Consider the following 14,708-nt stretch of genomic DNA (forward strand, 5'->3'; position numbering starts at 1 on the left):
AGAAACCCAATTAAAAAACCTTATTAATAAAAATAAAAATAAAAATCTCAAGCAGACAAATTAAAATCCAAAATCCATATCGAATATAGTGATAACATAAAAATGTAAATATGACCGATATAAAACCCACTTATTTCTCGTCAAACAAATCCAATGTTCATCTAAGCCACAGACTAACTAATAGACTAAAATCAAGTTAAACTAAAAATACAGAAAAATACAAACAACCATTAATGTATCCCTCCACTGCAACCCTTAAATATGTAACCCAAAATATCAATCACTTATAGTATCCATCTGGGGGGGGGAATGCAGGCACTAAAAGATGCCTCACTAGATCATGTTCTTTAAGCTGCAAATTGGGTTCACGCAGGTAGACTTAAGATCTACGGAAAATGGATCTTAGATATTCAATCATCAACTATCTTGCGTTGAGTCTTAGTTCTCATAAATACACTATGAAATATATCACACGGTGTAACGGCTCGTATTGAACCCGATGATTTTACAGTTATGTTATTAGCACATGGCGAATATTTAAAACGTGACTTATGAATAAATTCAATTTCTGCTCATTGCTCTATTTTTTAATTATGGTTATATCATCAAGTGCAATAGCGAGTGATATAGGATTTAAGACATATAACATATATGGCAAAACCATGGGAAATAATTATCGGATAACTTGGGATTCCGATAACACCACACCAGAACAAGTCTATCTCCTGCGAAAAAAGATAGAGTTACGACTAGAAGAAATTAACGCTTCTATGTCCACGTGGCGACAAGATTCTGAAATATCAAAAATTAATGCCTACTCAGGCAATGATGCAATACAGATATCTCCACCACTAGCTGAAGTACTAGCAAAAGCTATTGCTATCGCAAAAATGACTGACGGTGCGCTTGATATCACCATCGCGCCTCTAGTTGAACTTTGGGGGTTTGGACCATCAAGCCACCCTCGCCAAATACCAAGCGCTAACGAAATAAAGCAAGTGTTGCAATATACAGGCCTGGATAACATCACATTAGCCAGCACAACGCTGACAAAACGCGATCCACGCACTCGACTGGATCTCTCTTCGATAGCTAAAGGTTACGGCGTCGACGAAATAGCAAGACTATTGCGCCAAGAGGGGATTGAGCACTTTTTAGTGGATATCGGCGGTGAGCTGGTGACTAATGGAAAACGTTTCGATGGCCAATTGTGGCAAGTTGCAGTGGATAAGCCTGAATTAAACAGTCGTGATCAGGTTGCCACCCTTTCTATTAGTGATAAAGCCATTGCGACCTCTGGCGACTATCGCAATTTTTTTGAACAAAACAACATTCAATTTTCTCACATTATTAACCCCAAAACAGGTCGTTCTGTGCAACGGCAAGTAATATCGGCCACCGTCATCGCTGACGACTGTGCCACCGCTGATGCACTTGCTACTGCGACGGTTGTCATGGGAGTTAAGCCTGCATTAGCCATGGCAGAAAGGTTCGGGCTTCCCCTGATGTTAATTGAAAATCATGCTGGCGAAATCACATTTCATCACAGTAAAGCGTTCCAAGCATATCTCAACTAAAACTTAATATTTTAAATAAAAACAATGTAGTAGGTGGTAACAATGAAAAAGAAACTATTAGCGACATTAATCTGTTCATCTTTGGTTCTAATGACGGGTTGTAATGACGATACTGTCGAAAAAACAAGCCAAGATGTATTAGATAAATTAGCACAACTAGAAGCAACGAATAGCGAATTAACCACTCAAAATGATCAGCTTAACGATGCCCAAATCAAGCTAGCCAAAGAGAAAGCCGATCTACAATTAGCGATAGGCGAACTCAAAGATAATATGTTACAACCCTATGATTTTTCTACTCAATGCGCAGAGATTGACGTAGCATTCGATTATATAGACCCTAATACTAAAGAAGCCGAACTGGTGCTAAAAGCCAACGTCGGTGTTGCAGGTGATGAATGCCTTTCTTGCCATACCTATGACGGCACTGGTGAGTCAGGGGTCACGCCGCCTCATAGCGACTATGGCGATTGTGCTGGCTGCCACGCGCCACATTCAGCCCCTCCAGCAGACTTAGTAGGCAACCCAACGGATCCCACCTACACACAGCCCATATTTAAACCTGGCGCTATCGATGGCAAAACCGGCGCTTCAGGCCTTTCATATTACACAACTGGTTCCTTCCTAAACGCTAAATGGTTAGAAGATGCGGTGAACACCAAAATACATAATTACCGCTGGACCGAGGCGACAGAAGCGAACACCGGGGCAACCACATTAGCGCAAGCCTGTGTGATGGAAAACCGTGAACATATGAAAGAGATGTACCCGAATGACGGTAAGGCTTATGTAATTGAAACTGCAGATAATTACTTAGGTTCTAAACTCGTTGCTACGGTAAACAAATATGTTGAAAATGGTGTAACCATTGAAACGCCTAATGTGGCGACATTTGGGTGGGGATTGAAAAATATTAATGGCGATTATTTCAGCTCTGTATTTATCGGTAAAAACAACACCTGTTACAACGCCATCATGAATGGTAATGCCCGCTTATCCTACTACCAATATGATGAGACTCAATTTGCCAAAACAGGCTTTGACGAAGATAGCCGTAATCGCGGCGCCCGCTTAATCGTTACAACAGATTATACTCGTACCGGTTTATTTGCTGCCGATTGGGCTACACCTGTTCCGGGTGCCGGTATCGGCGAAACCTTTGATCCAAAAGATATAGATTGGAACCAAGTCGGTGCTTGTAACATTACATTCAAGGTCGAAAAAATCATTCCTCTGGGCTAAAAATTAGCGTTTAGCACTCAAATAAGGGGCTTACTACTGGGTAAGCCCTTTTACCATCTAACCTAAGTCGCGCACCTTTAAACAGCACTTATTTTCAACCGTTATGTGAGTTGCATCCTCGAAATAAACTGAGGGTACATTAGAATTGGCTAAGGATTTCTTATATGGCTTTTATTACATAATGATTAATGAGATAAGCCGGTTAGACTACTTCACTTTAAACGTTTTGGTCGCGTTATGTGACCATAAAAGTGTCACTGTTGCGGCGGTCAGGCTAAACGTATCTCAATCTAAAGTGAGTCGTTCGTTAACTTGTTTGCGCGAAATTTTTGGCGATCCTCTGTTTGTCAGACAACGCTATGGCATGGAGCCAAACCATCTTGCAGAAACCATCTATCCCTTGGCGAAATCAGTAGTCTCACAATATCAAACTCTTGCTCGCACGGCTCAGAATAACCGCTTGTGTAAACGTGAAATTAATATCGCAGTACAGGAACACCTAAGCTCTATGGTGATGGATTGCCTTCATCATAGCCGCGCCGCAACTCAAGCAAACCTGACGTTTAATCTTCACCCTTGGACTGGCGATGTACAACACCAGATTAACCAATCTAAGCTAGATTACTCGATTGCAATTAACCCAACTCATAACGATAAAGTAGAGCTTCATCAAATTGGTCAAATACACAACTTTTACCTAGTCGCTAAGAAAGGTCACCCCATCTTTGAGCACCCTTTAAGCATTGAGATATTATTTTCCCACCCTGTTGCACTATTTTATTACTCCATGAATGGCCCTAAAAACCATAAATTGGAAACCCTCTCGAGCGAATTAAAGCTCCCCTTATCTGTATCAATGAAAACCACAAGCCTTAACCTGTTACTAGAGCATATTGAAAAAACCGAATGCATCGGTTTACTGGCATCATTTATGGTCACGGAGGCAATAGAGAAAAGAGGCACCATAGACTATGTCGATTTAACCGATTTTTGGAAAGATAAAGTCAACCACTCAGCCAAACGTCCTCAATACAATATTTATCTGCAGAGCCAAAAGGATGCAGATCCCGCCTTTACTAATGCATTGGTCGATAACTTGAGAACCCATATTTAATTAAAAGCAAGGACATAATCCTAGCCAGCTATAATCACCTTAACCATATCTAGCAAAGAGATTAATTAAACTTACACACCAAAAACATTAACACTAGCTAATATTTGTTGAGGTATTTTTCTAGCAAGCTAAATAATGACTCTTTATATAAACGTAATAATGAAGTGCTGAAGTTCAAATGGGGGTCTGCAATCACTTCATTAATAGAGTCTTCAACATAAAACATATAAGCCGCAATGTCTCGCCACTCTTGTTGGTTCCCTTTTGCCTTATAACGTTTAAAATGCTTCAGAACGAAAAGAGTATGAAATTCAAGTTGATGATGCTCTAACTCTTCAAATTCTGGATAAGTCCGCCAAACCGCTTGTAAGGCAGATAATTTTGAGCTCTGATCGGGAAGATTCCAGTCAGTTAATAAACGGGAAAAAAAATCACGCCAAGGCAATGCTAATAATTCAGGTTCTGAATCGAACCGCTCATAAACTGCGGTATATTCCTCCATCCAATTTCGGGCAATATAGTACAAAATGGATTCTTTATTAGGAAAAAACTGATAAATCGACGATACGTCTATGCCAGCTTCAATAGCGATTAAATTGGTGTTGAGATGACGTATCCCTTTCTTATTGATAACAGCCAGTGTCGTCGCACATATTTTTTGTACTAGTTTCTTTGAGCGCAATTGTTTGGGCTCTTTTTTGAGCTGGAACGGCTCGGGTATGGGCATCATAAGCTGAGAATTCGACAATGACAGTTCACAAAATAATACCACGTGAACAAAATAGAATGAATAAAACCCGCCGTTGTTATTTTACAGTAATTACTGTAGCTTAAAATATCAGTAATTACTGTAAAAAATGGAGTTTATATGTACATAGGTAGAAAAATCCTAGGAGTAGGCGCGTTGTTAAGCATGGTTAGTGCTTGTAGCTCTTTCCAAGAACAGAGCCCAGCGACACTATTTCATAACGGTACGATTTATACCTCAAATGCTAAGCAAGAGACCGTCGAAGCCATGGTCGTACGCGGAAACGAAATTGTTTTTGTTGGTGAGTACGAAGAGGCGAAAAGGGTTGCCACGGGTAATACGAATACCGTTAACTTAGAAGGGCAGATGATTTTGCCTGGACTGCATGATACACACTTGCACCCACTATTAGCTTTAGAAGCAGAAACATGCGCATTGCCAGAGAAAAATGAATATAAATTGGCACAAGTTATCAGCGATATAAAGAGTTGCTTAAGTAACCTAGGGGATAATGCTCCAGCCGCAGGAGAATGGATAACGGTCACCCAGTTCAATGGTTACGGAGCTGACAAGGCAAGTTATTTAGGTGGTTTTCCAGATATAGCTACAGGTCTAGACAGTATTTCAAATTCACATAAACTGATTTTGATTGGTGCTGATGGACACGCTTACGCCGTTAATCATTACGCCTTAAAAAATGCAGCCGAACTTGACGGCGTTCACTACGCTGTCACCGAAGAAACACTGTCATCGAGCCTGAAAGACTACGCCAATCTTATTCCGTTAAATGAACAAGGCAAACCTGTTGGGCAGTTAAAAAGTCAGGCAGCATGGGACTTATTCGCCTACGAGACCACGACAGCGGCAGAATTTCTGCAACGACAAGATGAAATTAATAATTATTTTGTTGCTAATGGTATTACGTCAGGCATGGAAGCTTGGGCACATCAGCGTGATGTGACGGTTTACAGTGCGATGGCGCAACAAAATACTTTATTACCACGTATTAGCTTGAGTATGGTAGTACAAAAAGGCAGACATAAGGGGGCTGATGGCAAGGTCGATCTTACTAAGGTAATGAGCGATGTAGCCGATGCTAGAGCTAAAGCAAAAGGTTCTAGTCGTCTCAAGGTTGACTCTGTCAAGCTTATGGTTGATGGCGTAATTGAAGCCCCAACACAAACGGCAGCGGTATTTAAACCGTACCTAAATGTAGATATCGCGAAGAACGGTGATACCCATTATTACGATGCAGCCCATGATAAAATTAATCGTGGCTTGCTAGAAATGGAGGCTGATGAAATCAATCGTCTGGTGATGGAGATTGATAAAGCCGGTTATAACGCACATTTTCACGCAATAGGTGATCGTGCGGTAGATATTGCGCTAACAGCAGTTGAAAATGCCCGAGCAGCCAACCCAACATCAACTGCTCCACACAATATTGCACACCTACAGTTAGTCCGTCCTGAAGATGTTGCACGCTTCGGTCAATCTGGCGTATTTGCCACCCCTACACCGGCATGGTTTGCGCCATGGCACTCCTATGATGTTTCTGTCATACCTTACATGGACAAAATCAAGAATACCTATGATTTAGAGGATTTTTATCGCCAAGACAGCGCTTTTATTAATAAGTTTTACCCTGTGGAAAGCATTCGTAAAAACGGTGGCATCATCTCAATTGGTAGTGATGCACCTATCGACTTTAAGGGTCCGCGTCCGTTTACCAATATTATGTACGGTTTGCTTCGTGGAGAATGGATTCCCGATCCGGCAAATGTGCCAGAAGAAATGTTAGGCGAGGATGATTATCGATGGGTCGTCATGAACAAAGAAGAGCGCATGAGTATTCGTGATTTAATTGATGCATACACCATTAATGGCGCCAAGGCATTACAGCAGGATAAATTAGTTGGCTCATTGGAAATTGGAAAGCTTGCTGATTTTATTATTATTAATCAAGATATTATAGCAATGGCAGAATCCATTACCCTTGATGAAAAAGGTAATGAGGATACTGAAACCGCTTATTTAATTTGTGATATTGCCTATGATGAAGAGTTTTGTGGTACAGAAGTGGTTGCCACATATATCGATGGAACAATGGTTTATCACAAAGATTGATAAAAATAACTGAATAACCATGATGAAGGGTGAATCATATTCCCCCTTCATCATGATTCCATTGCTCGTTGACTTAGGCTTAATCCAAGGCTTCTAACTCCTATTGCCCTTTAGCGCGCTATTTTGATACAACCAGCGATACAGGGTCGGCAACACCAGCAGTGTCAGGGCGGTCGAGCTAAATAGGCCGCCAATGATCACTACGGCCAGCGGCTGTTGAATTTCGCTGCCTACGCCGCTAGAGAGCAGAATAGGAATGAGGCCTAACGCGGATGTCAGCGCCGTCATCAGTACCGGACGAAGCCGCCCGACAGTGCCTTCGTACACGCAGGCATAAAGCGGCTCACCCGCTGCGCGGCGCTGATTAATCGCATCCACCAATACCACACCATTAAGCACCGCCACCCCAAACAGGGTAATAAACCCAATCGAGCTTGGCACCGACAGATAAGTGCCGCTGAGATAGAGCGCGACAATACCGCCAATCAAGGCCAGGGGGACATTGGCCATAATCAGCGCGACCTGCTTAATAGAGCCAAATGAGAAGTAGAGCAGCAAGGCGATCAACCCAATAGAGATAGGCACCACCAGCATCAACTTTTGCTGCGCGCGCTGCTGGTTTTCATACTGCCCACCCACCACGACGGTGTAGCCTGGTGGCAACTCGGCTTGGGGCACGATGGCATAAATATCATCGACCACAGACCCCATATCGCGTCCCGATATGTTAGCTTGTACCACGACGCGGCGCTGCACATCATCGCGGCGGATATTGGGCGGCGCCATCTCAACCAACACATCGGCCACTTCGCCAAGTCGCACGGTCGCACCATTCGCCCCATTAAGCAGCAGATCCCGCAGCGCATCAGGCGCACTACGGTACTCGGCGGCCAAACGCACATTGATATCATATCTGGCGTTACCATCGATCACCTGCCCAGCACTCGCGCCGCCCACTCCTTGGCTCACTAGGCTCATCACCTCATCGACACTGATGCCATAACGGGCTAACACGTCACGCTTAGGACGCACCACCAACTGCGCCTCACCAGAGACTTGCTCCAGCGACACATCGACCGCGCCGGGGATCTGCATCACCAAATCACTCAGTTGCTGCCCTTTTTGCGACAATACCGCTAAATCTGGGCCGAATAGCTTGATAGCAAGTTGCGCCTTCACCCCAGACAACAACTCATCTACGCGAGTGGCAATAGGCTGTGAGAAGGTAAACAGCAGACCCGGATAGACACTCAACTTTTGCTCCATTAGCCGCTGTAGGGCAAAGCGATCGCTCGCCGATTGCCACTCCTCCAGCGGCTTGAGACCAATATAGATCTCAATATTACTCACAGGCTCAGGGTCGCCGCCGAGCTCCGCCGCGCCAATGCGGCTTAGCGCATATTCCACCTCAGGAAATTGCATTAAGATTTTTTCAAGCTTAGGCGCGACCTCAAGCGAAGTGCCAAGGCTGGCGGTGGGTGCTAAGGTAACGCGCAGATTGATGGTGCCCTCCTCTAATTCGGGCACAAACTCTGTGCCTAGCCTAGGCAGCAGCGCCATGCTTAAGGCAAACATCAGTATCGCGGTTAATCCCACCACTTTAGGGCGCGCCATGGTGACGGTGAGCAGCTTGCGATAGAGGGATTCAATCGGTTTAAGCAACACGCTTTGTCTCAGTTTCACCCCCCGTTTGAACACTCCCGGTTGAAACAAGATTACTGCCAGTGCTGGCACCACAATCAAGGCCACCAACAAGGCCGATATCATCGCTAAGATGATGCTGACCGCCATCGGCTGAAACAGCTTGCCCTCAACCCCTTCTAAGGCAAACAGCGGCGCAAACACCACAATAATAATGGCGGTCGCAAAAAAGATAGGCCGACACACCTCTTTTGCCGCCAACATGACTCTAATGGCAATACCGCTACCCGCGCCTTCACTATCCCGGCCTTTACTAAGATCGTCTTGATTGGCATGGTACGGATCACGCTCACCTCCTGCTCTAGCCTGTGCTTTAGCTAAATGACCTCTATCTGGCTGGGTAAGATGTTTAAAGATGTTTTCCACCATCACCACCGAGCCATCGACCAGCATACCAATCGCCACGGCGAGGCCGCCTAGCGACATTAAATTGGCCGACATGCCAAAGTAAGCCATCACCATCAGCGCCAGACCAATCGACACAGGAATAGACAACAACACCAGCAAGGTAGCGCGCAGATTGACCAGAAACAGCGCTAAAATCACCACAATAAACACGAAGGCCATTAGCAGGGCATCGCGCACTGTGGTGACCGCTTGCGCCACTAAATCTGCCTGATCGTAAAACACCTCAAACGACACGCCATCGGGCAAAGCTTGCTCGATTAGCGCGCGTCGCGAGGCAATATCATCTATGGTCGCCTTGGTATTGGCTCCCATGCGTTTTAACACCACGCCAGCCACCACTTCGCCTAAGTGTTGCGCTTGCCCAGCGTCATCGCGGCGCGTCATGGTGACCGCCCCCACCCGTATTTCACTGCCGTAATCCACTTTGGCAATATCACTTACTCGAACTGGGGTTCCCGCCACTTCGGTCAGGGGGATTTGCGCAATGGCTTTGAGACCCGCATCGCCCGCGGGCAACATACCGTAACCGCGCACCACCAGTTGCTCTTGGCCTTGTGCCATAAACCAGCCACCGGCATTGCGGTTGTTGCTCTCAAGCGCAGCGGTTACCTGTGCCATATCAAGGCCGTAACTGCGCAGTTTGTTGGGCTCTATCTGCACTTGATATTGCCGCACTTCACCGCCAAAGGAGAGCACATCGGTCACCCCAGCCACGGGCATCATCAGCAGCTTCACTAAGTAATCATTCAGGCTTCTCAGCTCATAGGCATCGATGCCAGAACCGGGTTCGGCGCGTAAAATATATTGATAAATTTGCCCTAATCCCGAGGTGTTGGGGCCAATTTCGGGCACTCCGACTCCGCTAGGGATCATCTCTCTGGCCGCTTGCAACTGCTCAAACACTTGCTGGCGAGCAAAATAGATATCCGTGCCTTCATCAAACACCACAGTCACAATAGACAAGCCCGTACGCGACAATGAGCGCACCTCTGTGACCGCAGGCAAGGCGTACATCGCCGACTCGACGGGGTAACTTATTAGCTTTTCCACCTCTTCGGCGGCTAAGCCTTCAGCTGCGGTATTGACCGTCACCTGCACATTGGTCACATCGGGAAAGGCGTCGAGATTGAGCTTAGGCAGTACCACCACACTGGCGACAATGGTCCCTAGCAGGGCCAACACCACCAGCAGACGATTGGCTATCGCCGTATCGATTAATTTTTGTAGCATAGCGAGGATCCCTTAATGATTGTGGATATCAAAGCCCGACTTGGCCTGTTCGGACGCTAAGAAAAAGGCCCCCGAAATCACCACCTGAGTCTCAGGACTTAAGCCACGCACTAAGTTCATGCCCCGTTGACGCTCAACCACCTCAACTTCTCGCGCCTCGAACCCCTCATCAGTGGCGACAAACACTTGCCAGTCACCATCACCGCCCCGGGTCAACGCTGCATCGGGCAGCACCACGCCGGTAACGCTATTGTCGGCCAGATAAATTTCGGCAAATTGCCCGGCATGCAGTACATGACCAGGATTATCGAACGCCACCAAAATTTGCTCGGTGCGCGTGACGCTATTGAGCTCATGGGAGCGGCCGATGATCTGCGCCTCTATGCTATGGGGGCCCACTTTCACCAGCACACTGCTGCCCACCGTCACTTTTTCAGCCTGAGTCGGTGTCACTTGAGCCTCAACCCAGAGGTGTGACTCATCGGTAAGCTGCATCAAGGCGGTGCCGCCAGCAAAAACTTGACCTAACATGGCCACATCTTGCTGTACTCGCCCCGCTATTGGCGCTAACAGTTGGTAGCGGCCAATGGTGTCTGGACGAGATGCAAGCGCCTTAATTTGACCATCCGTCATTTTTAACGCTTCAAGGGTCGCCCGCTTAAGCTCGGCGTCCACCTGCGCCTGCAAGCGACGGCTGGCACTGACGGCGCTTGGGCTCATGCGCTGTACCCGGCTCCACTCAGCGGCGGCATTGATATACTCCGCCTGCGCCTTGGCCACGGCGGCGCCGCCTAGGGTCAAAATGGGCTGCCCTTGCTGCACTTCTTGCCCTGGCACTACATGCCGCTTAAGCACCCGCACCTCAAGTTGTGGCGCCAAGGTGATAGTGCGATTACGGTCCACCACTAAGGTGGCCGTTGCCACCGCCTCTAAACTAAAACTTTGTTTAGAGAGCGATACCACCTTAATGCCGGCAAGCTCTCGCTGGGCGGCGCTAAGCACAATCCCATCGCTATGCTCGGCTTCATCCTCATCATGACCATGGGCGTTATCGGCCTCGCGATGCTCTGGCAGCTCGCTTTGGTGGTCGTGCCCCACTTCGCGGGCGTCATGTGGGCGCTCGAGGTCGCTGGCTGCGCCGTGATCATGGCTGTCACTGGCAAACCCGCTGGCTGACAAGCCTAATAGTGTGGTAATTGATAGTAACTGTGCGGCCTTTATTAGCCTTGCGCTTAGCGTCACGCCTTGGATCGTATTGATTTGCTTATTCATGTTATGTCGTCCTAAATTCACTTAGATGCTTGGGCGTGCGCGGGCAGACTCAACTGCGCAGTTAAATAGTGCTCTAACTGGCCGCTAGCCCCCATCCAATCTAGCCAAGATTGATACAAGGCCGACTCCAATGACAAACCAGCCAGATAACTACTGGCCAGTTGACGCTGGCTCTGCAGGTAATCACTGGTGCTAATGTCACCGGCCTGCCATTGCTGACCTAACGCATCGGCAATACCGGCACTGGAGCTCAGCACCAATTGGCGCCACTGCTGATAACGTTGTTGTAATCGCGCAAAGCTGAGTTGAAATAGCTGCTGCTGTTGGCTAATGACACGCACTTTAGCCAGGTAATTTTGCTCCGCCACAACGACCTCACTGCTGGCAACAGCATGGGTGTCGCGGTAGTTATTGCGCAGGCGCAATGGCACCGACAGGCCCAAAGTAAACTTATTGTCGTCACCTTCGCGTTCGGCGCCAAAGCTGATGGTGGGATCGGCGGCGGTATCGGCCTTCACTTGCTCTGCCGCCCATTTGGCGAGCATCACTTGTTGATATGCCCCCTTGAGTGCTGGCAGCTCGGGCGTGACCTCTGAGCGGATGACATAAGGCGTGTCATCGACGCTGAGCGCAGTAATAAAGTCATTAAAGGCAACTGAGGTGGTGCCCACGAGCATCAACACCTTAGCGTCGGCCGCTATGGCATCTTGCTCTACCATGGCATGCTCTGCGGCGCGGCTCGCCAGTTCAAGCTGAATAAGTTGATGTTCAGCTTGTGACAACAAGCCTGCCTGCAACTGCTGCTTGGCAATAGTGAGTTGCCGCTTAGCCGCATCGAGCTGCTGCAGTTGAAAGTGCAAGATCTTGCTCTGCCGTCTTTGCTCCACAATCGCCAAGAGCAGTTCGGCTAACATCTGACTGCGACTTAGTGCAACGTCAGAGCGCAATATTTCAGCTTGCAACATGGCGGTGCGCGTTGCGGCGCCGCGTTTATCGCCCCAATCTAAGGTTTGGCTTACCCCTATGCCATAGGTCTGATCTACGCCGTCTTCATAGCTGACATCTAACGCGGGGTTATAAACAGCGTTGTCGGCCGCCAACATCATTAACTCAGCCTGCTTGAGCTTGGCTTGCTGCGCCTTGATCTGTGGCAGTTGATTAAATTGTTGTAACAACTCTGGTAACCAAGCCTGAAAAGGGGGTGTACTGCTATTGATTTGCGCCAACGCGGGCGCAAAACTTGGTGCCCCACTGGACAGGGCATGCACGACTGGGCCACTACAGCTGGCCAAAAGTAGCGCCGCGATAATACTTTTTTGCATCGCAATTCCTAGTATTGAACATTCGATCCAGCCACCGCGCCATATGGCGTCCATCCACGCAAGGTCAAAGCGGGGCAGCTAAATAGGGTGTCAATCTCCATCACATTAAGCGTCACAGCGTTAATGAGTTGAATATGATCCGATAAAACGCCATAGCATAAGCCGCGGCCTTATTGCTAAGACGGCCATGAGCTACAGAAGAATATGGGCTAACAGAATTACACTATGGGGGGGCGGTAAGCGGCTTGTTGCTCGGGTGGGAAGTAATGGTGAGCTAAGTTCTTTGGCGCATCAGACACAGGCAGCGATGGCACAATAATCACTTGCGACAATAAGGTCGCATGACCACCGTGGCACTGGCAATCTAGGCAGAGGTCGAAAGTTTGGGTCTCGGTTTTGCTGATCTGATGTTGATGGTGGGCCGTGGATTGATGCTTGTCTAGCTCAGGTGAATCGAACGCACATTGGCAATCGACACATTGGGATAGGCTGATCACCTGGGCAGTAAACTGCAGATGGGGGTGGTTTTCACTCTCCTCCTGATGATCCCCTAAGTGCAACTGATGGACGCCAAAGTTAGCCACTGCAAACTGCAGCGCCACGATAGCGATCATCATTAATGCGATCTTTTGGATAACGAGGTGGAAGAAACGACTCACAGACACCCTTAAAAAATAAAGCTAAAAAATCAAATGAATAGCTATTTGACAGGCATTGTAATGATTTGTTCAACGCTGACAATACCTCACATAACTAAAGTATTGTCGGCGTCACATTTGCTATGGATAACGCGGTATTAAGCGATTATTTAAAGACGCAGTGCTTGGCGTAATCGGCAGCTTCATTAGCGGTCCAATCGCCTTTGGGCTTATCTTCCATCTGCTTACACCATTTTTCGCTACCCACTTCTGGCGCGCAGCCTGACAATAGTGTCAGAGTAAACAGCGCTAATGTTGCGCACTTAAGGACTGGAGATTTAATGGCTAACATAGGATTTCCTTCAATATTCGCTATAACGCTGTGTTGCGCTCGGGCTTATTTCCAACAGCCAGTGTAGCCTAAATTGTTTATTGGGTTAATGGGCAACTTAATTTGGCTGTTATCCATTCAATAGCCAATGGCTTTTGCTCGAGCGGATACCACGCGACCTCGCCTTGCATAAATGGCCCCATTAGACGCACGGCATTACCAAACCAATCAGGGCCGCCCACTAAAACTAGCGCATCGAACCTAGGTAGTTGAACCTCACCGACACCTGATAATGACTGGCTCTCCCAGCCTTCGAGCAGTACGTCGGCTTCGATATACAGACAGACTTTACCTGACTCGGCTTGGTATTTTTCAATGATGGGGGCGATTAACTGGCAATAATCTTTTGTCGATAACCGACCGCTAGCAAATAAACTGATCACCCCATTGGTGATATCAGCGATTTGACATAACATATTGGGACTCCGCGACGGTGCAAGAATGAGTTGACCATTTTGCCTTATTTGGTCAGTGCAATGATACCTGTCTATATCAAATAATCACCATTAAAGAGCCTGCATGATAAAAATCAGCAATCGAATTGAACTACAAGACCATGAACTTGAGTGGCAATTTATCCGCTCCAGTGGCGCTGGAGGCCAACATCTCAATAAAGTCTCTACCGCTGCCCAGCTTATTTTCGATATTCGCCAATCCTCGCTCCCCGAACTGTATCAGCAACGCTTACTGGCTAAAGCTGATCATCGTATTACCAAAAGCGGCAAAATCATCATTAAGTGTCAAGCTAGCCGCAGCCAAGATGCTAATCGTCAAACCGCACTGGAACAATTTATCAGCTTGGTCGCCAGCGTTGGACATACCGCTAAAAAGCGTATCGCCACCAAGCCCACCAAAGGCAGCCAGAAACGGCGTATCGAGGCCAAAAAACAGCGCGGTGCCACCAAGGCCCTGCGCCAAGAGAAGCCTCGAGATTAAGC

The 14,708-nt window shown here is 47.3% G+C and carries 12 protein-coding genes; 5 read left to right on the forward strand and 7 right to left on the reverse strand.

Translation table 11 applies throughout. The features are described 5' to 3' along the window. Positions 1-551 precede the first annotated feature (551 nt). The 3 genes from AC5YBZ_RS15180 to AC5YBZ_RS15190 all read left to right on the forward strand — a co-directional run bounded on the left by AC5YBZ_RS15180 (position 552) and on the right by AC5YBZ_RS15190 (position 3,933). The gene (locus tag AC5YBZ_RS15180; RefSeq protein ID WP_494543135.1) at positions 552-1,577 is read left to right on the forward strand and encodes an FAD:protein FMN transferase; all 1,026 of its coding nucleotides are present in this window, start codon (positions 552-554) and stop codon (positions 1,575-1,577) included. A 42-nt stretch (positions 1,578-1,619) separates the two neighbouring features. After that, positions 1,620-2,819: a hypothetical protein gene (locus tag AC5YBZ_RS15185; RefSeq protein ID WP_494520809.1), complete on the forward strand. Its 1,200-nt coding sequence runs from the start codon at positions 1,620-1,622 to the stop codon at positions 2,817-2,819. Between the two features lie 181 nt (positions 2,820-3,000). Beyond that, positions 3,001-3,933 carry a LysR family transcriptional regulator gene (locus tag AC5YBZ_RS15190; RefSeq protein ID WP_494523966.1) on the forward strand — a complete coding sequence of 311 codons (933 nt, stop codon included), beginning with the start codon at positions 3,001-3,003 and terminating at the stop codon, positions 3,931-3,933. Between the two features lie 97 nt (positions 3,934-4,030). On the opposite strand, the gene AC5YBZ_RS15195 is transcribed toward AC5YBZ_RS15190, so the two are convergent. Beyond that, complete coding sequence (locus AC5YBZ_RS15195; RefSeq protein WP_494523967.1) at positions 4,031-4,663, reverse strand: TetR/AcrR family transcriptional regulator; 633 nt, start codon at positions 4,661-4,663, stop codon at positions 4,031-4,033. Between the two features lie 138 nt (positions 4,664-4,801). Here AC5YBZ_RS15195 and AC5YBZ_RS15200 point away from each other — a divergent pair, with 138 nt between their 5' ends. Next, entirely contained in the window at positions 4,802-6,808 is a 2,007-nt protein-coding gene (locus AC5YBZ_RS15200) for an amidohydrolase (protein WP_494523968.1), read from the forward strand. A 93-nt stretch (positions 6,809-6,901) separates the two neighbouring features. On the opposite strand, the gene AC5YBZ_RS15205 is transcribed toward AC5YBZ_RS15200, so the two are convergent. The 6 genes from AC5YBZ_RS15205 to AC5YBZ_RS15230 form a co-directional block, all read right to left on the reverse strand. Then, positions 6,902-10,147 (reverse strand): efflux RND transporter permease subunit, encoded by a 3,246-nt coding sequence (locus AC5YBZ_RS15205; RefSeq protein ID WP_494543136.1) that lies wholly within the window; start codon positions 10,145-10,147, stop codon positions 6,902-6,904. Between the two features lie 12 nt (positions 10,148-10,159). Next, positions 10,160-11,419 (reverse strand): efflux RND transporter periplasmic adaptor subunit, encoded by a 1,260-nt coding sequence (locus tag AC5YBZ_RS15210; RefSeq protein ID WP_494523970.1) that lies wholly within the window; start codon positions 11,417-11,419, stop codon positions 10,160-10,162. A gap of 17 nt (positions 11,420-11,436) precedes the next feature. Beyond that, entirely contained in the window at positions 11,437-12,741 is a 1,305-nt protein-coding gene (locus tag AC5YBZ_RS15215; RefSeq protein WP_494543137.1) for a TolC family protein, read from the reverse strand. A gap of 218 nt (positions 12,742-12,959) precedes the next feature. Then, positions 12,960-13,355, reverse strand: a complete 396-nt coding sequence (locus AC5YBZ_RS15220) for a hypothetical protein (RefSeq protein ID WP_494521573.1) — start codon at positions 13,353-13,355, stop codon at positions 12,960-12,962. 190 nt (positions 13,356-13,545) lie between these two features. Next, a complete protein-coding gene (locus AC5YBZ_RS15225) occupies positions 13,546-13,731 on the reverse strand; it encodes a DUF3012 domain-containing protein (protein WP_475514970.1) in 186 nt (61 codons plus the stop codon). A gap of 77 nt (positions 13,732-13,808) precedes the next feature. Further along, positions 13,809-14,186 (reverse strand): SpoIIAA family protein, encoded by a 378-nt coding sequence (locus AC5YBZ_RS15230; protein WP_110457071.1) that lies wholly within the window; start codon positions 14,184-14,186, stop codon positions 13,809-13,811. A gap of 103 nt (positions 14,187-14,289) precedes the next feature. On the opposite strand from AC5YBZ_RS15230, the gene arfB reads away from it, so the two are divergent. Beyond that, positions 14,290-14,706, forward strand: a complete 417-nt coding sequence (gene arfB, locus AC5YBZ_RS15235) for an alternative ribosome rescue aminoacyl-tRNA hydrolase ArfB (protein ID WP_494523972.1) — start codon at positions 14,290-14,292, stop codon at positions 14,704-14,706. Positions 14,707-14,708 lie beyond the last annotated feature (2 nt).

The sequence above is a fragment of the Shewanella sp. 553 genome (assembly GCF_059338375.1).

What these genes read in the sequence shown, in the direction of transcription:
- AC5YBZ_RS15180 (WP_494543135.1), top strand. Translation starts at nt 552, where the DNA reads ATGAATAAATTCAATTTCTGCTCATTGCTCTATTTTTTAATTATGGTT.
- AC5YBZ_RS15185 (WP_494520809.1), top strand. Translation starts at nt 1,620, where the DNA reads ATGAAAAAGAAACTATTAGCGACATTAATCTGTTCATCTTTGGTTCTA.
- AC5YBZ_RS15190 (WP_494523966.1), top strand. Translation starts at nt 3,001, where the DNA reads ATGATTAATGAGATAAGCCGGTTAGACTACTTCACTTTAAACGTTTTG.
- AC5YBZ_RS15195 (WP_494523967.1), bottom strand. Translation starts at nt 4,663, where the DNA reads ATGATGCCCATACCCGAGCCGTTCCAGCTCAAAAAAGAGCCCAAACAA.
- AC5YBZ_RS15200 (WP_494523968.1), top strand. Translation starts at nt 4,802, where the DNA reads ATGTACATAGGTAGAAAAATCCTAGGAGTAGGCGCGTTGTTAAGCATG.
- AC5YBZ_RS15205 (WP_494543136.1), bottom strand. Translation starts at nt 10,147, where the DNA reads ATGCTACAAAAATTAATCGATACGGCGATAGCCAATCGTCTGCTGGTG.
- AC5YBZ_RS15210 (WP_494523970.1), bottom strand. Translation starts at nt 11,419, where the DNA reads ATGAATAAGCAAATCAATACGATCCAAGGCGTGACGCTAAGCGCAAGG.
- AC5YBZ_RS15215 (WP_494543137.1), bottom strand. Translation starts at nt 12,741, where the DNA reads ATGCAAAAAAGTATTATCGCGGCGCTACTTTTGGCCAGCTGTAGTGGC.
- AC5YBZ_RS15220 (WP_494521573.1), bottom strand. Translation starts at nt 13,355, where the DNA reads ATGATCGCTATCGTGGCGCTGCAGTTTGCAGTGGCTAACTTTGGCGTC.
- AC5YBZ_RS15225 (WP_475514970.1), bottom strand. Translation starts at nt 13,731, where the DNA reads ATGTTAGCCATTAAATCTCCAGTCCTTAAGTGCGCAACATTAGCGCTG.
- AC5YBZ_RS15230 (WP_110457071.1), bottom strand. Translation starts at nt 14,186, where the DNA reads ATGTTATGTCAAATCGCTGATATCACCAATGGGGTGATCAGTTTATTT.
- arfB (WP_494523972.1), top strand. Translation starts at nt 14,290, where the DNA reads ATGATAAAAATCAGCAATCGAATTGAACTACAAGACCATGAACTTGAG.